The sequence below is a fragment of the Enterobacter sp. T2 genome (assembly GCF_010692925.1).
In the GTDB taxonomy this organism is placed as follows: Bacteria; Pseudomonadota; Gammaproteobacteria; order Enterobacterales; family Enterobacteriaceae; genus Enterobacter; species Enterobacter kobei.
In genome coordinates this window covers 4,721,373-4,740,493 of sequence record NZ_CP048736.1, presented here as the reverse complement: position 1 = coordinate 4,740,493, position 19,121 = coordinate 4,721,373, and the positions used below count along the sequence as shown (strand labels likewise).

The following is a 19,121-nucleotide window of genomic DNA, read 5'->3' as shown; positions in this document are numbered from 1 at the left end:
ATTACGACATCAAGGCTATCTAATCCATGACTTTACGTTGTTTTACACCCCCTGACGCATGTTTGCAGCCTGAATCGTAGACTGTCTCTCGTTGAATCGCGACACGAAAGATTTTGGGAGCAAGTGATGCGCAAAGTTACCGCTGCCGTCATGGCCTCAACGCTGGCGTTCAGTGCGTTTAGCCAGGCCGCTGTAGCTATCAACGGCGATACCGGTCCCTCACCAGAGGGCGCAACGCAGCTCAGTAGCCAAAGCCATATGTTTGACGGCATAAGTTTAACCGAACATCAGCGTCAACAGATGCGAGATCTGATGCAGAGGGCACGACACGACCAGCCCCCTGTTAATGTTAGCGAAATGGAGACAATGCATCGCCTTGTCACCGCAGAAAATTTTGACGAAAGCGCTGTACGCGCTCAGGCCGAAAAAATGGCGCAGGAACAGGTTGCCCGCCAGGTAGAGATGGCGAAGGTCCGTAACCAGATGTTCCACCTGCTAACGCCCGAGCAGCAAGCGGTTTTGAACACCCGACATCAGCAACGAATGGACCAGTTGCGTGAGGTTGCACGGATGCAGCGAAGCCTGGATGCGACGCTTTTCAGTAGCAATAGCAGTACCCGTAGTAACCAGTAAACCCTGTTTTCCTTGCCATAGACACCATCCCTGTCTTCCCCCACATGATGTGGGGGTTTTTTTTGCCCCGCATTCTGATTTGTTAACCGTTTATTCATCCTCCGTCCCCCTATGCTTCCGTTATACTAGCGGCAAGACATGACAGGAGCGTTTATGAATCAATCCTATGGAAGGCTGGTAAGCCGGGCCGCTATTGCGGCAACCGTTGTGGCGTCTGGCCTGTTACTGATTAAAATCTTTGCCTGGTGGTATACCGGTTCGGTCAGTATTCTGGCGGCGCTGGTGGATTCGCTAATGGATATTGCCGCCTCGCTGACCAACCTGCTGGTGGTGCGCTATTCACTGCAGCCCGCGGATGAAGAGCACACGTTTGGGCACGGTAAAGCGGAGTCGCTGGCCGCGCTGGCGCAAAGCATGTTTATTTCCGGTTCTGCACTGTTCCTGTTTTTGACCGGCATTCAGCATCTCGTCTCGCCGACACCTATGAACGATCCCGGTGTGGGCGTAGTGGTGACGGTCGTTGCACTTATAAGCACACTTGTTCTGGTAACGTTCCAGCGCTGGGTGGTTCGCAAAACGCAAAGCCAGGCTGTACGGGCGGATATGCTTCATTATCAATCTGATGTTATGATGAATGGGGCAATTCTTATTGCGCTGGGCCTGGCCTGGTATGGCTGGCACCGGGCCGATGCGCTATTTGCGTTAGGTATCGGCATCTATATTTTGTATAGCGCCTTACGGATGGGGTATGACGCGGTGCAATCGTTGCTTGACCGAGCCCTTCCGGACGCAGAACGCAATGAAATTTTTTCTCTTGTGACCTCCTGGCCTGGCGTCAGCGGTGCACACGATCTTCGAACGCGGCAGTCAGGGCCGACCCGCTTTATTCAGATTCATATTGAAATGGAAGACAACCTGCCACTGGTACAGGCTCACGTGATTGCTGAGCAGGTCGAGCAGGCAATTTTGCAGCGTTTTCCTGGTTCAGACGTCATTATTCACCAGGATCCCTGCTCGGTTGTACCCGGACACGTGGGGCTTTCGTAATTGGTTGTAAAAAAGTGAGCCAGGCCAGCATTTTGTGTATAAATTACCGCCATTTGGTCTGACCTGAATCAATTCAGCTGGAAGGGATTGATATACTATTTGCAGTATTCGTTGGTCGATAAGTTTCTTCCGGCAACAGATTTCAATTTTGCATTCCTAAGTTCAGAGGTAGTCATGATTAAGAAAATCGGTGTGTTGACAAGCGGCGGTGATGCGCCGGGCATGAACGCGGCAATTCGTGGTGTTGTCCGTGCAGCGCTGACGGAAGGTCTGGAAGTTTTTGGTATCTATGATGGTTACCTGGGTCTGTATGAAGATCGTATGGTTCAGCTCGACCGTTACAGCGTGTCCGACATGATTAACCGTGGCGGTACCTTCCTTGGGTCTGCGCGCTTCCCGGAATTCCGTGACGAACACATCCGTGAAGTGGCTATCGAGAACATGAAAAAACGCGGTCTGGACGCGCTGGTGGTTATCGGCGGTGACGGCTCTTACATGGGTGCAAAACGTCTGACCGAAATGGGCTTCCCGTGCATCGGTCTGCCGGGCACCATCGACAACGACATCAAAGGTACTGACTACACTATCGGCTTCTTTACTGCACTGGGTACCGTTGTTGAAGCGATCGACCGTCTGCGCGATACCTCGTCTTCTCACCAGCGTATCTCTATCGTTGAAGTGATGGGGCGTTACTGCGGTGACCTGACCCTGGCCGCGGCGATTGCCGGTGGTTGTGAGTTCGTGGTGGTTCCGGAAGTGGAATTCAGCCGTGAAGATCTGGTCGCTGAAATCAAAGCCGGCATCGCGAAAGGTAAAAAACACGCGATCGTGGCTATCACCGAGCACATCTGTGACGTTGACGAGCTGGCGAAGTACATCGAAGCCGAAACCAAGCGCGAAACCCGCGCGACCGTACTGGGTCACATCCAGCGTGGCGGTTCCCCTGGCCCTTACGACCGCATTCTGGCGTCCCGTATGGGCGCGTACGCTATCGATCTGCTGCTGCAGGGTCACGGCGGCCGTTGCGTCGGTATTCAGAACGAAAAACTGGTTCACCATGACATCATCGACGCGATTGAAAATATGAAGCGTCCGTTCAAAGGTGACTGGCTGGACTGCGCGAAAAAACTGTACTGATCGGCTCTGTTGCCCGGTGGCAAGGTAAATGCAAAACGGTAACCCTTGGGTTACCGTTTTTTATGTTTGCTCCCTCTCCCGTGGGAGAGAGTTGGGGTGAGGGCATCTGGCTGCTCACATTCTTCTTTTTATTCCTCTACGTTATAGCCAATCTTTTTTTATTCTTTAATCATCGAATCGCTTTCTGGCACGCTGCATTCATCAAAACACTACACAAGAGAGCCGGGCGATGAATAAATGGGGCGTGGGTTTAACATTATTGCTGGCATCGACCAGCGTTCTGGCGAAGGACATCCAGTTACTGAACGTGTCTTACGACCCGACGCGTGAGCTGTACGAGCAGTACAACAAAGCATTTGCGGCGCACTGGAAACAGGAAACTGGCGACAATGTCGTGGTTCGCCAGTCTCACGGCGGCTCCGGTAAACAGGCGACCTCCGTCATCAACGGTATCGAAGCCGATGTGGTGACCCTGGCGCTGGCCTACGATGTCGACGCCATTGCCGAGCGTGGTCGTATCGACAAAAACTGGATCAAACGCCTGCCGGATAACTCTGCGCCATACACCTCGACCATCGTCTTCCTGGTACGCAAAGGCAACCCGAAACAGATTAAAGACTGGAACGACCTGGTAAAACCGGGCGTGTCAGTGATTACACCAAACCCGAAAAGCTCGGGCGGCGCTCGCTGGAACTACCTGGCGGCCTGGGGTTACGCGCTGCATCACAACAACGGTGACCAGGCCAAAGCGCAGGAGTTCGTGAAAGCGCTGTACAAAAACGTCGAAGTGCTGGACTCCGGCGCGCGTGGCGCCACCAACACCTTCGTCGAGCGCGGTATCGGCGACGTGCTGATCGCATGGGAAAACGAAGCCCTGCTGGCCACCCACGAGCTGGGCAAAGACAAGTTCGAGATTGTGACCCCAGGCGAGTCTATTCTTGCCGAGCCGACTGTTTCCGTGGTCGACAAAGTGGTTGATAAGAAAGGGACAAAAGCGGTGGCGGAAGCCTACCTGAAATATCTCTACTCGCCTGAAGGCCAGGAAATTGCGGCGAAAAACTACTATCGTCCACGCGATGCGGCTGTTGCGAAGAAATATGAAGGGGAATTTCCGAAACTGAAGCTCTTCACCATTGATGATGTGTTCGGCGGCTGGACGAAAGCGCAGAAAGAGCACTTCTCTAATGGCGGCACCTTCGACCAGATTAGCCAGCGCTAAGCGTTATCAAACGGCACGGTAACCCGGTGTGAGAAATCCACCGGGTTTTTTATTTGGTCATCATTTTGCGTTACTCTTTCGCCTCTATCGAAAACAGGGAACGCGTTGTGAAAAAAATTATCTTATTGATCCTTATTATCATCGCCCTTGCCGCTGGCGGCGTGTACTGGATAAAAGCGGGTAATCCGAATGCGTTGCGTCATATCGTTCTCGACCAGTGCCTGCCTAATCAACTGCAACACCGTAACCCGGCACCCTGCGCACAGGTGAAGCCTGATGCGGGCTATGTCGTATTTAAAGACCGCAACGGGCCGTTGCAGTATCTGCTGATGCCGACATACCGCATTAATGGAACCGAAAGCCCGCTCCTGACCGAGCCTCACACGCCAAATTTCTTCTGGCTGGCGTGGCAGTCGCGCAGCTTTATGACCCTGAAGCGGGGATCTGAGGTGCCTGACAGCGCCATTTCACTGACGATTAACTCGCCGACTGGCCGTACGCAGAACCATTTCCATATTCATATCTCCTGTCTGCGCCCGGACGTACGTGAGAAACTCAATGCGGCACAGGGCGACATCAGCACCCAGTGGCTACCTCTACCCGGTGGGCTGGAGGGGCACGAGTATCTTGCCCGACGGGTAACGGAGAATGAACTGGTCCAGCGCAGCCCGTTTATGATGCTGGCGGAAGAGCTACCCGAAGCGCGCGACCACATGGGGCGCTTTGCGCTGGCGATGGCGCAGCAGTCGGATGGTTCGTTTGTTTTGCTGGCGACCGAGCGAAACCTGCTCATGCTTAACCGCGCCTCGGCTGAGGAATTGCAGGATCATCAATGCACTATCCTGAAGTGACCCCACCATAAATAGCGTTTACTCGTCCTGCCTGTCGCCGTAGACTTGCTGAAAAAATCTACAGGAGACAGGTATGTCGCTCTGGTTATCTCATCCTCTGCTGCTGCCTTCGTTGATTGTTGGCGTCACCATCGTGCTATGGGCGACGTCGCTACTGCCAGAATTTATCACCGCGCTGCTGTTTTTCACGGCAGCGATGGCCGCCAGAATCGCCCCGCCGGAAGCCATTTTCGGCGGCTTTGCCTCGTCGGCTTTCTGGCTGGTATTCAGCGGTTTTGTACTGGGGGTGGCGATCCGTAAAACCGGTCTGGCTGACAGGGCCGCCCGGGCGCTGTCAGCAAAGCTTACCGATTCCTGGATAGTGATGGTGGCGAGTGTGGTGCTGCTGAGCTATGCGTTGGCGTTTGTGATGCCGTCAAATATGGGGCGTATTGCGCTGCTGATGCCGATTGTTGCGGCGATGGCGAAACGTGCCGGTATCCCTGACGGTTCCCGCGCCTGGTTTGGTCTGGCGCTGGCTGTGGGGTTCGGCACTTTCCAGCTCTCGGCAACTATCCTGCCTGCTAACGTCCCTAACCTGGTGATGAGCGGTGCGGCGGAAGGCTCGTACGGCATCCACCTGAACTATGTTCCGTATCTGCTGCTGCACACCCCGGTGCTGGGCATTCTCAAAGGACTGATCCTGATTGGCCTCATCTGCTGGTTATTCCCCGGCAGCCCAAAACCGCCGAAGGATCTGGCGCCATCTGAACCCATGGGGCAGGATGAAAAGCGCCTCGCCTGGCTGCTGGCGGTGGTGCTGGTGATGTGGGTCACGGAGAGCTGGCATGGTATTGGGCCGGCATGGACTGGGCTGGCGGCGTCCGTCATCGTTATGCTGCCGCGCGTTGGTTTTATCACCGGGGAAGAGTTTTCTGCGGGGGTGAATATGCGTACCTGCCTCTATGTTGCAGGCATTCTTGGGCTGGCCATCGTGGTAACGCAAACCGGTATCGGTACGGCGGTGGGCGAAGCGTTGCTCCGCATTATGCCGCTGGACGCAGACAAACCGTTCACCAGTTTCCTGGCGCTGACCGGTATCACCACCGCGCTCAACTTCATTATGACTGCCAACGGCGTTCCGGCGCTGTATACCACCCTGGCACAGAGCTTCTCAGATGCCACCGGCTTCCCGCTGCTGTCGGTGATTATGATTCAGGTACTGGGTTATTCCACGCCGCTGCTGCCGTATCAGGCGTCGCCGATTGTTGTGGCGATGGGGCTAGGGAAGGTGCCTGCAAAGGCGGGGATGATGCTCTGTCTGGCGCTGGCTGTTGCGACGTATCTGGTGCTGCTGCCGCTGGATTATCTGTGGTTTAGCTTGCTGGGGAAAGTGTAGTCCGCCCAACCCTCTCCCGAAGGGAGAGGGAGGAGAAGAGCGTAGGGCGGGTTAGCGAAGCGCCACCCGCCCCAAAGGCAATTACGCCTGTTTAGCCGCTTCTGCCGCTTTAACGATCACCGCGAAAGCGTCAGCTTTCAGGGATGCACCGCCAACCAGCGCGCCATCGATGTCTGGCTGGGTGAACAGCTCAGCAGCGTTGGAAGCGTTTACGGAACCGCCGTACTGGATAATCACTTGCTCAGCCACTTTCGCATCGGCTTTAGCAATGTGGTCACGGATGAATTTGTGCACGGCCTGAGCCTGCGCTGGCGTTGCAGATTTGCCGGTACCGATCGCCCAGACTGGCTCGTAAGCAATGACTGCACCTTCGAACGCTGCTGCGCCCTGCGTTTTCAGAACCGCGTCGATCTGACGTGCGCACACTTCTTCGGTTTTGCCCGCTTCGTTTTCTGCTTCGGTTTCACCGATGCACAGAACCGGGATCAGACCCTGCTCTTTCAGCACAGCGAATTTCTTCGCGATGAACTCGTCGGATTCTTTGTGGTAGGTGCGACGCTCTGAGTGGCCGATGATGATGTATTTTGCGCCGATATCTTTCAGCATTTCAGCGGAAGTTTCACCGGTGAACGCGCCAGACAGATTAACGTCAACGTTCTGTGCACCCAGAATGATGTGGCTGCCGTCAGCGGCGCGTTTAGCCAGGTCCAGGTACATATCCGGCGGAGCGATAGCAACCGCGCAGCCCGTTACGCCAGCCAGCTCTTTACGCAGGTTCGCAACCAGTTCGTTTACCATGTGGCGGCTGCCGTTCAGTTTCCAGTTACCCATCACTAAAGGATGTCGCATTTCAATTCTCCACGCTAAATAAGCGAATTAAGGAATATGGCCGCCCTGTCGGGCAGCATGGTCTGTGAATCAGTATAGAGATTTTCCCTCGAAAGGCTTTGCTTTTTGTCATTAATTCGCCCCGCCGAGGGTGTCAGATAGCGCCAGCTTAATCGGTTCAACTGCGAAGGTCAGTCCTTTTTCGCCGTTATCCGCCACCACATAGCGAATTGCCCCTTCAGTTGTGGCGTAGTACCGCTTGTTTTTACCCGCGGCCAGCAGCTTTTGCAGCTTTTGCTGGCTTTGCTTTTTCGTCAGCGCGGGCGTAAACGCCTGTAATACCGCGCTCATGTACTCCTGCGCCTTCGTTTTTGCCGCTTTCTGCTCTGGGCCCTGGATCGGTAGCCAGGTGATTTGCATGCTTTTGATTTTTAACGTCCCACGCTCCAGCGCCGTGGAGGCATACAAGTTTTCGTTTATCTTGCTCGCCGCGCGGGTCAGGGTTGGGGTATCACGAGAGCTATCAATCGCGCGAAACTCATCCAGCGGCAACGTAGGGTTGGTCTGATTGAAGGTTTCACGAAACTGACTGATGGATTGATCGAACGACGGCGCGCCTGCCAGCAAATAGGGTGCTGTGGTAGGGGCCGACGTGTCGGCGGCGTGCAGCGGAAAACCCGCGCCAAGCATCGCTATACACAGGAAGAGAGTGTGTGCCGAACTTTTCATCAACATTGCCCCTGGCCGTAAGTGCTCATGATTAAAACGATATCTGCCCGGCTTGTCAAAAGGTCACAACTCCAGGGTAAAATGCGGACTAAATGATAATAAGGAACCTTACATGACCATACAGCAGTGGCTGTTTTCATTCAAAGGGCGTATCGGACGCCGTGATTTCTGGGTCTGGATGGTGACGTGGGTTGTCGCCATGCTGCTTCTGTTTTTCGTTGCGTACAATGCCTGGTTGAGCACGCAAACGGCGGCTTTTGCGCTGGTCTGTTTGCTGTGGCCAACGGCTGCCGTGGTGGTGAAACGTCTTCACGATCGTGGCCGTTCCGGCGCGTGGGCCTTTCTGATTATTCTGGCGTGGATGCTGGTCGCAGGGAACTGGGGGATGCTGCCGTCCATTCTTCCCTGGGTGGTGGGCAGACTGCTGCCGTCCGTTATCTTCGTGATGATGATTGTCGATCTGGGCGCGTTTATCGGCACCCAGAGCGAAAATAAATACGGTAAAGACACCCTTGAGGTGAAGTACCGCTGATCACCAGTAGTGTTCGGCAGTCATATGACCCGGTCGGCGGCGAAGATGTTTCGTCATCTGCCGGGTATCCTTCAGAAGCTGTTGCGTATCCCGAACCATCTGCGGGTTACCACACAGCATGACGTGGCTGGTGTCTGCAGTCATCGGCAAACCCACTGCGTTTTCCAGCACACCACTCTCAATTAACGCCGGCACGCGACCGGTCAGCGTACCTGCTACGGTTTCGCGGCTGACGACGGTCTGAATTTTCAGCTTCCCGCCATATCGCTGTTCCAGCGCCTGCATCTGCGGCAAGTAGCTCAGGTCTGCGGCGTAGCGCGCAGCATGCACCAGCACGATGTTTTTAAAGCGCTCAAGGTCTTTGCCATATTGCAGAATGGAGAGGTAGGGGCCAATGGCCGTGCCGGTTGCCAGCATCCAGAGCGTGTCACAATCAGGGATCTCTTCGAGTACAAAGAAACCTGCTGCTTCACTCACAATTTGCACATCGTCACCGGGCTTAAGGGCGGCAAGGCGCGGGCTGAGCTTACCGTCCGGGACGGTCACCAGATAGAACTCAAGATCCGGATTATCCGGCGCGTTAACGTAAGAGTAGGCGCGCTGCACGCGTTCGCCGTCGACATCCAGCCCCAGCTTCGCAAATTGTCCGGCCTTAAACGGGTGAACGGGAGCATGCAGGGTGAGACTAAATAGCGCATCGGTCCAGAACTCTATCTTTGTGACTTTACCTGTTACCCAGTCCGCCATGATCTTCTCCTGTGCTGTTTCTCTGTTCTATCTTCCGTACTTGTGGGAAACATTTCCAGCCCCTTCGGGCCGGAAAGCTCTATCGATCAAACGGTTTTACAGAATGTGCGTCTGTACGTCCGGGTCTTTACGATCGAGATAGTGGATGGACTGAATGCGGCGAATGGTGCGCGATTTACCGCGGATCAGCAGCGTTTCGGTGGTCGCCATATTGCCCTTGCGGGTGATGCCGTCCAGCAGGTCACCTTTGGTGATGCCGGTGGCGGAGAAGACAACGTTGTCGCTGCGTGCCATTTCATTCAGCGCGAGAACCTTATTGGCTTCGATACCCATTGCTTCGCAGCGCGCCAGCTCGTTTTCACCGATACGGCGGTTCTCGTCGCTGTCGCCTTTCACCTCATGGCGGGGCAGCAGGCGCGCCTGCATATCGCCGTCCAGCGCGCGGATCACCGCCGCCGAGACCACGCCCTCCGGCGCACCGCCGATGCCGTACAGCACGTCTACTTCGCTGTCCGGCATGCAGGTCAGAATTGAGGCGGCAACATCGCCATCCGGAATGGCAAACACGCGCACGCCGAGCTTTTGCATCTGCGCGATGGTGGCGTCGTGGCGCGGTTTTGCCAGAATCGTCACGGTCAGTTCACTCAGGGGTTTGCCCAAAGCTCTGGCGATGTTGCGCAGGTTCTCTTCCAGCGGCAGGCTGAGGTCGATTGCGCCCTTCGCACCAGGACCGACTATCAGCTTTTCCATGTACATATCCGGCGCGTTAAGGAAGCAGCCTTTATCGCCCACGGCCAGAACCGCAAGCGCGTTGGCCTGCCCCATCGCCGTCATGCGGGTGCCTTCAATCGGGTCTACGGCGATATCCACCGCATCGCCTTTGCCGGTACCGACTTTTTCACCGATATAGAGCATTGGCGCTTCGTCGATCTCGCCTTCGCCAATGACGATAGTGCCGTCGATGTTGACCTGGTTAAGTACAATGCGCATGGCATGGACAGCAGCACCGTCCGCGGTATTTTTGTCGCCACGCCCCAGCCATTTATAGCCTGCGAGGGCGGCCGCTTCGGTGACGCGGGAAAACTCGATAGCAAGTTCACGTTTCATGAGGTACTCGTGCAATCAAAAGGAATTGCACGAAGTTTATCACAGAGTGGGGAGGGGAGAGGGGACCGGTGCTGTTTGGGCCCCTCTCCCTGACCCTCTCCCCATGGGAGAGGGAATATAGGATTACTCGTCGTGCTCTTCCCACGCCAGGGCGCGCTTCACTGCTTTCTTCCAGCCGCTGTAGCGGAAGTTGCGCTCGGTGGTTTCGATGCCCGGGCGGAACTCGCGTTCGATAACCGCTTTTTCCTGCAGCTCGTCCAGGTTCTGCCAGAAGCCTACCGCCAGACCGGCAAGATATGCCGCACCCAGCGCCGTGACTTCACGCACTTCAGGGCGCTCAACGCGGGTACCCAGAATGTCGGACTGGAACTGCATCAGGAAGTTATTCGCTACCGCGCCGCCGTCCACGCGCAGGGCGTGCAGGCGAATGCCGGAGTCTGCCTGCATCGCTTCCAGCACGTCGCGCGTCTGGTAGGCAATGGATTCCAGGGTGGCGCGAATAATGTGGTTCGAGTTCACACCACGCGTCAGACCGAAAATCGCACCGCGTGCATAGGGATCCCAGTACGGTGCGCCCAGGCCGGTGAACGCTGGCACCACGTACACACCGTTGGTGTCCTTCACTTTGGTTGCAAAGTATTCGGAGTCGAAGGCATCGCTAATCAGCTTCATCTCGTCACGCAGCCACTGAATAGACGCACCCGCCATAAACACCGCACCTTCCAGGGCGTAGTTCACTTCACCGCGAGGGCCGCAGGCGATGGTGGTCAGCAGGCCGTTTTCTGATTTCACCGCTTTCTCACCGGTATTCATCAGCATAAAGCAGCCGGTGCCGTAGGTGTTCTTCGCCATCCCTTCTTTGACGCACAGCTGGCCGAACAGTGCCGCCTGCTGGTCACCGGCGATACCGGCGATAGGAATACGGGTGCCGCCTTTACCGCCAATGTTGGTCTGACCGTAGACTTCTGAAGACTTGCGCACTTCAGGCAGCATCGCGCGTGGGATATCCAGCGCGTCCAGCATCTTGTCATCCCACTCCAGGGTGTTGATGTTGAACAGCATGGTACGCGAGGCGTTGGTGTAGTCGGTAACGTGAACGCGTCCCTGGGTCATCTTCCAGATAAGCCAGGTATCAACGGTCCCGAACAGCAGCTCGCCGCGTTTTGCACGCTCGCGTGAACCTTCCACGTGGTCGAGGATCCACTTCACTTTGGTGCCGGAGAAGTACGGGTCAACCACCAGACCGGTGGCGCTGCGCACGTACTCTTCCATCCCGTCACGCTTCAGCTGTTCACAGATTTCTGAGGTACGGCGGCACTGCCAGACAATAGCGTTATAGATAGGCTTACCGGTTTCGCGTTCCCAGACAATCGTCGTTTCACGCTGGTTGGTAATACCGATAGCGGCAATCTCGTCGGAACTGATATCGGCTTTCGCCAGTACTTCAACCAGCGTTGAGCTTTGTGAAGCCCAGATCTCCATTGGGTCATGTTCTACCCAGCCTGGACGAGGGTAAATTTGCTCAAATTCACGTTGAGACACGCTGACAATGTTCGCGTCATGATCCATTACGACAGCGCGGGAGCTGGTAGTGCCCTGGTCGAGCGCAACGATATATTTTTTTTCGGTCATGGTATGTGTCCCGTAGTCAGATTACAGCGAAGCTTTTTGTTGTGCGGTAGAAGTCGTTTCCTTCTCCTCTTCCACACAGGTGTCGCACGGTAAGTGGCGACCAATTAATTTGCGGTAGCTAAACGCGCCCAGCGCAGCCCCAACTACCGGCGCAAACAGCGGTACCAGGAAGTAAGGGATATCTTTCCCGCCAGTAAAGGCCACGTCGCCCCATCCCGCGATAAACGCGAAGGCTTTCGGTCCGATATCACGCGCCGGGTTCATCGCAAACCCGGTCAGCGGGCCCATGGATGCGCCGATCACCGCAATCAGCAGACCAATCAGCAAAGGTGCCAGCGGGCCACGCGGAATGCCGTTTCCGTCGTCGGTCAGCGCCAGGATAACGCCCATCAGAATAGCGGTAATCACCATTTCAACTGCGAACGCCTGCACAAAATTGATATGCGGGTTTGGATAGGTTGAGAAGATGCCTGCCAGATCCAGACTTTCGACGCTGCCGCGCACCATATGATGCGTCTGTTCGAAGTCGATGAAAAGATTGTAATAAAGCCCGTAAACTAACGCCGCTGCACAAAACGCGCCGGCAAACTGAGAAAGAATGAAGGGAACAACTTTGCGTCCGTCGAAGCACGCGAACAGCCACAGTGCGATAGTCACCGCCGGGTTAAGATGTGCACCAGAAACCCCTGCAGTCAGGTAGATGGCCATCGCCACGCCCAGACCCCAGATGATACTGATTTCCCACTGACCAAAACTGGCACCCGCCACTTTCAGTGCAGCGACACAGCCCACTCCGAAGAATATCAACAACCCGGTACCAAGGAACTCGGCAATGCACTGGCCTTTTAAGGTTGATGTCTGACTCATAATCGGAATCCTGAAGAAATTGATGTTTATTGTTAGCGTGGTCGCCCGTGACAGCCACGATGCCCTGTAGACATAGTGTTAATTTATCGTTAACGAGCAAAAACGAGAAATATCGAAATCAAAATGTGTGGTCTGCGTCAATAAAATGAGCGTTTTCGCGCCATAAAGCGCGTTTTTGCATCAGAAATGGAATGTGAGCTGAATCATTTCATTAACGAATGAGTTAACAACTTAGTGGTATATGCCGCGAACGCACCAGGACGAGACCGAAAAGTGTTGCAAACCGCGATCTACGCGGCGTGTCGCTGGACACAGAGCGCCGCGCTCCATACAATCGATGAAATATGTCGTGCGCGTTTACGTTAAAGCGTCGCCTTGCAATTCAGGAGAGGTAGCATCATGTCTTTAGAAGTGTTTGAGAAACTGGAATCGAAAGTACAGCAGGCGATTGACACCATCACGCTGCTGCAAATGGAAATTGAAGAGCTGAAAGAGAAAAACAACAGCCTGGCGCAGGAAGTGCAGAACGCGCAGCACAGCCGCGAAGAACTGGAGCGTGAAAACAACCAGCTGCGCGAACAGCAGAACGGCTGGCAGGATCGCCTGCAGGCGCTGCTGGGACGTATGGAAGAAGTCTGATTCCCATTGCCCGCGGGACAAAAAAAACCGCCACATTGTTATTGGCGGTTTTTTTATGATTTACGCTTACTGTTTTATTACTCAATATCCAGCGGATCTTCCGAAAGAATAATCCCGGTGTTATCAGCGTAAAGATGGTCGCCGGAGAAGAAGGTCACGCCGCCAAAATTGACGCGGACGTCGCTTTCACCGATGCCGTCACCCGCTGCGCCTACCGGAATGGCCGCAATCGCCTGAATCCCGATATCCAGGTCTTCGAGATCGTCCACCTGGCGCACGGAACCGTACACCACAATGCCTTCCCACTCGTTCTGCACGGCAATGCCGGCCAGCTCTGCATCTATCAGAGCGCGACGCACGGAACCGCCGCCATCGACGACCAAAACGCGGCCACGACCGTTCTGTTCGAGCAGATCGTACAGCAACCCGTTGTCCTCGAAACATTTCACCGTGACGATTTGTCCGCCAAACGACGACCGTCCACCAAAGTTGGAGAACAGCGGTTCAACGACGTTGACATCTTCCTGGTAGATGTCACAAAGCTCGGAGGTATCGTATTTCATAGGTTTACCGCTCAGTTGCTGCGAATGTGTTCAGTATATCGTGCTAAATGCGTTGTTGGCAAAATCATCAATTGTTAATTGATATTTGTCAGCTAACTGAGCGTCTGGCTTAAGACAATCCCAATGACGAACAACAGGTTAGTCAGCAGGGCGCCTTTTACCGTTCGTTCCAGCATCGGCGGCATCGCGGCCGGGCTAAGTTCACGCATGACGAAGCGGGCCTGCTTAATCAGCAGCGGCGCGGCGAGTATAAACAGCCAGCCCCATACGCTGTGCAGCGAGATCAGATTAAACAGTGCCAGACAAACCAGGGCACCAATCAGCAGGCAGGCATGATAGCGGCGCGCATTGACCGGCCCCAGACGTACCGCCAGCGTGTTTTTACCGTTCTCACGGTCACTGTCGATATCGCGCAGGTTATTGATGTTGAGTACCGCCGTAGCCAGCAGACCGCAGGCGGTTGCGGGCAGGAAAAGGGCAGGGATAACGGTATGCACCTGCAGGTACCAACTCCCCATCACGCTCAGCCAGCCGAAGAACACCAGCACGGAGATATCCCCGAGGCCAATATACCCGTAAGGACGCGTACCGACGGTGTAGGTAATGGCCGCGATAATTGCGAGCAAGCCCAGCACCAGGAAGCCGATGAAGTCGCTGGTGGTTTTCGAGGCGACCGTCACCAGTGCCAGACCCGATAAACAAATCAGTACCACGGTGATAATCAGCGCGCGCTTCATCTGTGCCTGGGTAATCACCCCTTTCTGCATCCCGCGCAGCGGTCCGATACGGTCAGGTTTGTCACTGCCTTTCACCGCATCACCGTAGTCGTTAGCGAGATTGGAGAGAATTTGCAGCAGCCCTGCGGTAATCAATGCCAGCGCAGCGACCAGAGGATCAAAATAACCTTGCCACCAGGCAAGTGCCGTGCCGACGATAATGGCGGCAAAGGCCAGAGGAAGCGTTTTAGGGCGTAGACTTTCGAGCCACGCCTGAGTACGGCTGATATCAGTCATAAGTATTTAGCCAATAAAAATGGGGGCATTAGCCCCCATTAACGGTGATGAGAATGCAATAACCGCGATTATAGGATAAAACGGCTAAGATCTTCATCTGCCACTAACGCATCAAGATGTTTGCTCACATATTCAGCGTCAATGGTAATGGTTTGACCGTTAAGGTCGCTCGCATCATAAGAGATATCCTCCACCAGGCGTTCCAGCACGGTATGCAGACGACGCGCACCGATGTTTTCGGTGGTTTCGTTAACCTGCCACGCGGCCTGGGCGATACGTTTGATACCGTCTTCGGTGAACTCCAGGTTCACGCCTTCGGTCGCCATCAGCGCTTTGTACTGTACGGTCGCAGAGGCGTTTGGCTCGGTCAGGATGCGTTCGAAATCTTCGGTGGTCAGCGCCTGCAGTTCAACGCGGATCGGCAGACGACCCTGCAGTTCCGGGATCAGGTCAGACGGGCTGGCAACCTGGAACGCGCCGGAAGCGATAAACAGGATGTGGTCCGTTTTCACCATACCGTGCTTGGTGGAGACGGTGCAGCCTTCAACCAGCGGCAGCAGGTCGCGCTGAACGCCTTCACGGGACACGTCCGGGCCGGAGCTGTTGCCGCCGCGCTTACAAATTTTGTCTATTTCGTCGATGAACACGATGCCGTGCTGCTCAACCGCGTCGATAGCATCCTGCTTCAGCTCTTCCGGGTTCACCAGCTTCGCCGCTTCTTCTTCAATCAGCAGCTTCATCGCGTCTTTGATTTTCAGCTTACGTGCTTTCTGCTTCTGGCCGCCCAGGTTCTGGAACATGGACTGCAGCTGGCTGGTCATCTCTTCCATGCCAGGAGGTGCCATGATTTCTACACCCATTGGCGCGGCAGCAAGATCGATCTCAATCTCTTTATCATCCAGCTGGCCTTCACGCAGTTTTTTGCGGAATGCCTGACGCGCGGCAGACGGTTCAGCCTGCTGCTCAGCCTGGCCCCAGTTGTTTTTCGCCGGTGGGATCAGCACGTCGAGAATGCGCTCTTCGGCCATCTCTTCCGCGCGATAGCGGTTTTTCTCAATTGCCTGGACGCGTACCATTTTGATCGCCGAATCGGTTAGATCGCGGATGATGGAGTCCACTTCTTTACCCACATAGCCCACTTCGGTGAACTTGGTAGCTTCGACTTTGATGAAAGGCGCGTTCGCCAGCTTCGCCAGACGACGGGCAATTTCGGTTTTACCGACGCCGGTTGGGCCGATCATCAGAATGTTTTTCGGCGTCACTTCATGGCGCAGCTCTTCGTCAAGCTGCATACGACGCCAGCGGTTACGCAGAGCGATAGCCACGGAGCGCTTGGCGTTATCCTGGCCGATAATGTGTTTGTTCAGTTCGCTGACAATTTCGCGTGGGGTCATTTCAGACATGGGAGATCCTTACGCTTTGGAGGTCAATTCTTCGATGGTGTGGTTATGGTTGGTATAGATGCAGATATCACCTGCAATATCCAACGCCTTCACCGCGATATCACGTGCGTTCATGTCGGTATTTTCCAACAGCGCGCGGGCTGCAGCCTGGGCATAAGGGCCGCCAGAGCCGATGGCAATCAGGTCATTCTCAGGCTGAATAACGTCACCGTTACCGGTGATGATCAGCGAAGCGGTTTCATCGGCTACCGCCAGCAGCGCTTCGAGCTTGCGCAGCATACGGTCGGTACGCCAGTCTTTTGCCAGCTCAACGGCCGCTTTCACCAGATGACCCTGGTGCATTTCAAGCTTGCGTTCAAACAGTTCAAACAGCGTGAAGGCATCAGCTGTACCGCCTGCAAAACCGGCGATCACTTTGTCGTTATAGAGACGACGGACTTTCTTCACGTTGCCTTTCATGACGGTATTACCCAGCGTGGCCTGGCCATCACCGGCGATTACCACATGGCCGTTACGGCGTACACTTACTATTGTTGTCACGAGCAGACCCCCTGGTTACAAATTCGGGAAACAGAAGCCCTGAGCCTGTGCTCAGGGCTGAATTAAATGATAGATGGGGGAGATTTTGGGGGTTTCAACCCCCGGAGGCGAGTCGAATGCAGTTTGTGTGGCCGGCCACTTTCAAACGAGAAAGGGTGCCATCGGCGTTTTCTTTGCCTTTGACCGGGCCAATCACCACGCGATTCCAGCCATTATTGGTGGTAATGCGTGAATCAAACCCTTCAAATGCCAGCTGAGCACGCACGGTTTCGGCCTGCTCCGCACCTTTAAACGAACCGCACTGTACCATCCAGCGACGTTCGTCTTTTTTCTCCGCCGTCTGCTTCGGCGCTTCGGTCTCTTTGGTCACCGGCGCAGCCTGCTGCGTTTTCGGCTGCTGTGCAGTGGTATGCGCTGGCGTCTGGAGCAGATCCTGATACGGTTGAGCCGCCTGTTTTTGCGGCTGTGCTTTTGGCTGCTGCTGAACAGGCTGAGATTGTACCGTACGCGTCTGCTGCTGCGGTTGCTGGTAAGGCTGTGCCTTCGGCTGCTGTACCGGCTGAGTTTGCGTCCACTGCTGCTGCTGTTGCTGCTGAATTTGAGCCTGGCGCTGACGCTGCAACTGCAACGTTTGCTGACGCTGCGCTGGCGTTTGTTCATTCCATGGCACTTCGTTCAGCTGCGTCGGCTGCTGGCGCATATCGGCCTGCATTTGTGCCAGCAATTGGCGCTGCTCGTCCGTCAGCTGATCGGCATTCTTCACTTCACCACCGGCAGAGGGCTCGGTAGGCGCACGCACGCCAGGCTGGCGGCTTTCCAGCTCTTTGATATAGCGCCAGCGCTCTTCAGGTTTCGGAGGAAGGCCATTACCGGCCACTTTACTGGCCTGAAGCGCCTCGGACTCTTCCTTTTTATGGTGCGTGATGAAGTACAGACCACCAATAAAGGCGACGACAACAGCCGCAGCAATAGCGACCATTGCTGGCGAGACAGCAGGCAGGCTACGTTGCTTTTTCCTTGAGCTACTCTTTTTGCGTCGCGAAGGTGCCGGCTGGCCGCGACGTACATAATCTCGTTGTGCCACTATCGTTTCGCTGTATTTATTCGTTCGTCAGCCCGCCATGTTACTTAAGCGGCGGGGCTTTGACCAGATAAGGGTGTCCTAAAGACGTTTACGTTAAGTCAATGCCTGGGTAGAGCCCCGGACTATCAGTTCGCAGTCCAGCAACCGCGAGCCGCTGCTAACTGTTTGACCGTGAAGCTGATCCAGCAGAAGCAGCATCGCTTCGCGACCGATTTGATAGCGCGGTTGCGCGACCGTTGAGAGCGGCGGATCGCAAAATTCTGAAAGCGAAATATTATCGAATCCGATGATGGATAAATCTTTCGGTATGCGCAGGCCGCGGCGTTTGGCGTACGATAACGCGCCCAGCGCCATCACGTCGCTGTGACAAAATACGGCGGTTGGCGGTTCAGGCAGGTCCAGAAGCTTCTCCAGCGCCTGGCCACCGGCTGCGAAGGTAAAATCACCGCGGGCAATGTAGTGCGGATCGACGGTAACGCCAGTACGGCGCAGTGCCTGAACGTAGCCCTGCAGGCGGTAGTGGCACAGCGGCATCTCTTCTGGCCCGGCAATACAGCCAATGCGCTTATGCCCCAGCTCCTGAAGATAGTTCACCGCGTTGAATGCGGCGGTGAGGTTATCGATATGGACCGTCGGCAGCTCAAGTTCAGGGGCAAACTCGTTAGCCATGACCATCGGCGGTAAATTGCGTTGTTCTTCGATGCTGGCGTCAAACGGCAGGCGCGAGCCAAGCAGCAGCATGCCGTCGATCTGCTTGGTGATAATAAGGTCGATAAAGGTCTTTTCCTGCTGGTTCTGATGGGCGCAGTCGCCAATCAGAACGAGGTAGCCTTGTTCCGCTGCCGTCACTTCTATACCGCGGATAATCTCACTGAAGAAGGGATCGCAGATGTCCGGCACAATCACAAGGATTGTGCGTGACTCATTGCGTTTGACGTTGCGCCCCATCGCCTGTGGGAAATAACCCACTTCAAGCGCAGCCTGCTCAACCCGGTTGCGGGTCGCCTGGGAGACTTTATCCGGGTTCATTAATGCGCGGGACACGGTTGCCGTTGAGACTTGTGCTTTCTCGGCAACGTCTTTCATGGTCGCCGTGGCAACCTCTTTCCTGGACTTCAACGTCTTCTCCTCGCCTGAACACCGAACTTCTGACATCACCATTTTTACAGATA

The 19,121-nt window shown here is 55.1% G+C and carries 20 protein-coding genes; 8 read left to right on the top strand and 12 right to left on the bottom strand.

The genetic code is table 11. The features are described 5' to 3' along the window. Window positions 1-126 precede the first annotated feature (126 nt). The 6 genes from cpxP to G0034_RS22640 all read left to right on the top strand — a co-directional run bounded on the left by cpxP (window position 127) and on the right by G0034_RS22640 (window position 6,265). A complete protein-coding gene (cpxP, locus tag G0034_RS22665) occupies window positions 127-633 on the top strand; it encodes a cell-envelope stress modulator CpxP (protein WP_023331606.1) in 507 nt (168 codons plus the stop codon). Window positions 634-786: 153 nt separating this feature from the next. Continuing rightward, the gene (gene fieF, locus G0034_RS22660; RefSeq protein WP_014885715.1) at window positions 787-1,680 is read left to right on the top strand and encodes a CDF family cation-efflux transporter FieF; all 894 of its coding nucleotides are present in this window, start codon (window positions 787-789) and stop codon (window positions 1,678-1,680) included. Window positions 1,681-1,854: 174 nt separating this feature from the next. Continuing rightward, window positions 1,855-2,817 carry a 6-phosphofructokinase gene (pfkA, locus tag G0034_RS22655; RefSeq protein WP_014885714.1) on the top strand — a complete coding sequence of 321 codons (963 nt, stop codon included), beginning with the start codon at window positions 1,855-1,857 and terminating at the stop codon, window positions 2,815-2,817. 229 nt (window positions 2,818-3,046) lie between these two features. Further along, window positions 3,047-4,036 carry a sulfate ABC transporter substrate-binding protein gene (locus G0034_RS22650; RefSeq protein ID WP_014885713.1) on the top strand — a complete coding sequence of 330 codons (990 nt, stop codon included), beginning with the start codon at window positions 3,047-3,049 and terminating at the stop codon, window positions 4,034-4,036. A gap of 107 nt (window positions 4,037-4,143) precedes the next feature. Further along, window positions 4,144-4,887, top strand: coding sequence for a CDP-diacylglycerol diphosphatase (locus G0034_RS22645; protein WP_014885712.1), 744 nt, complete (start codon window positions 4,144-4,146; stop codon window positions 4,885-4,887). Window positions 4,888-4,960: 73 nt separating this feature from the next. Next, window positions 4,961-6,265 carry an SLC13 family permease gene (locus G0034_RS22640; protein WP_032635169.1) on the top strand — a complete coding sequence of 435 codons (1,305 nt, stop codon included), beginning with the start codon at window positions 4,961-4,963 and terminating at the stop codon, window positions 6,263-6,265. A gap of 81 nt (window positions 6,266-6,346) precedes the next feature. On the opposite strand, the gene tpiA is transcribed toward G0034_RS22640, so the two are convergent. Next, complete coding sequence (gene tpiA / locus G0034_RS22635) at window positions 6,347-7,114, bottom strand: triose-phosphate isomerase (RefSeq protein ID WP_003862019.1); 768 nt, start codon at window positions 7,112-7,114, stop codon at window positions 6,347-6,349. Between the two features lie 111 nt (window positions 7,115-7,225). After that, entirely contained in the window at window positions 7,226-7,822 is a 597-nt protein-coding gene (locus tag G0034_RS22630) for a DUF1454 family protein (protein ID WP_014885710.1), read from the bottom strand. A 112-nt stretch (window positions 7,823-7,934) separates the two neighbouring features. Here G0034_RS22630 and G0034_RS22625 point away from each other — a divergent pair, with 112 nt between their 5' ends. After that, a complete protein-coding gene (locus tag G0034_RS22625) occupies window positions 7,935-8,354 on the top strand; it encodes a DUF805 domain-containing protein (protein ID WP_023331602.1) in 420 nt (139 codons plus the stop codon). Here the strand turns inward: G0034_RS22625 and fpr are convergent, their stop codons facing one another. The 4 genes from fpr to G0034_RS22605 form a co-directional block, all read right to left on the bottom strand. Then, window positions 8,355-9,101: a ferredoxin--NADP(+) reductase gene (gene fpr, locus G0034_RS22620; protein ID WP_014885708.1), complete on the bottom strand. Its 747-nt coding sequence runs from the start codon at window positions 9,099-9,101 to the stop codon at window positions 8,355-8,357. A 96-nt stretch (window positions 9,102-9,197) separates the two neighbouring features. Further along, window positions 9,198-10,208 (bottom strand): class II fructose-bisphosphatase, encoded by a 1,011-nt coding sequence (glpX, locus tag G0034_RS22615; protein WP_023331601.1) that lies wholly within the window; start codon window positions 10,206-10,208, stop codon window positions 9,198-9,200. Window positions 10,209-10,331: 123 nt separating this feature from the next. After that, entirely contained in the window at window positions 10,332-11,840 is a 1,509-nt protein-coding gene (gene glpK / locus G0034_RS22610) for a glycerol kinase GlpK (protein ID WP_014885706.1), read from the bottom strand. Between the two features lie 21 nt (window positions 11,841-11,861). Next, window positions 11,862-12,707, bottom strand: a complete 846-nt coding sequence (locus G0034_RS22605; RefSeq protein WP_014885705.1) for an MIP/aquaporin family protein — start codon at window positions 12,705-12,707, stop codon at window positions 11,862-11,864. A 399-nt stretch (window positions 12,708-13,106) separates the two neighbouring features. Between G0034_RS22605 and zapB the strand changes: the two genes are divergently transcribed. Beyond that, window positions 13,107-13,346 carry a septal ring assembly protein ZapB gene (gene zapB, locus G0034_RS22600; protein WP_008501806.1) on the top strand — a complete coding sequence of 80 codons (240 nt, stop codon included), beginning with the start codon at window positions 13,107-13,109 and terminating at the stop codon, window positions 13,344-13,346. A 77-nt stretch (window positions 13,347-13,423) separates the two neighbouring features. On the opposite strand, the gene rraA is transcribed toward zapB, so the two are convergent. From rraA to cytR, 6 genes are all read right to left on the bottom strand, one after another. Beyond that, on the bottom strand, window positions 13,424-13,909 hold the full coding sequence (rraA, locus tag G0034_RS22595; protein WP_014885702.1) for a ribonuclease E activity regulator RraA: 486 nt from the start codon (window positions 13,907-13,909) through the stop codon (window positions 13,424-13,426). A 92-nt stretch (window positions 13,910-14,001) separates the two neighbouring features. Next, a complete protein-coding gene (gene menA, locus G0034_RS22590) occupies window positions 14,002-14,922 on the bottom strand; it encodes a 1,4-dihydroxy-2-naphthoate polyprenyltransferase (RefSeq protein WP_014885701.1) in 921 nt (306 codons plus the stop codon). A 68-nt stretch (window positions 14,923-14,990) separates the two neighbouring features. Beyond that, complete coding sequence (gene hslU / locus G0034_RS22585) at window positions 14,991-16,325, bottom strand: ATP-dependent protease ATPase subunit HslU (protein WP_010436948.1); 1,335 nt, start codon at window positions 16,323-16,325, stop codon at window positions 14,991-14,993. A gap of 9 nt (window positions 16,326-16,334) precedes the next feature. Beyond that, window positions 16,335-16,865 (bottom strand): ATP-dependent protease subunit HslV, encoded by a 531-nt coding sequence (hslV, locus tag G0034_RS22580; RefSeq protein ID WP_008501802.1) that lies wholly within the window; start codon window positions 16,863-16,865, stop codon window positions 16,335-16,337. Between the two features lie 94 nt (window positions 16,866-16,959). Next, window positions 16,960-17,949, bottom strand: a complete 990-nt coding sequence (gene ftsN, locus G0034_RS22575; RefSeq protein ID WP_014885700.1) for a cell division protein FtsN — start codon at window positions 17,947-17,949, stop codon at window positions 16,960-16,962. Between the two features lie 93 nt (window positions 17,950-18,042). Further along, the gene (gene cytR, locus G0034_RS22570) at window positions 18,043-19,068 is read right to left on the bottom strand and encodes a DNA-binding transcriptional regulator CytR (protein WP_014885699.1); all 1,026 of its coding nucleotides are present in this window, start codon (window positions 19,066-19,068) and stop codon (window positions 18,043-18,045) included. Window positions 19,069-19,121 lie beyond the last annotated feature (53 nt).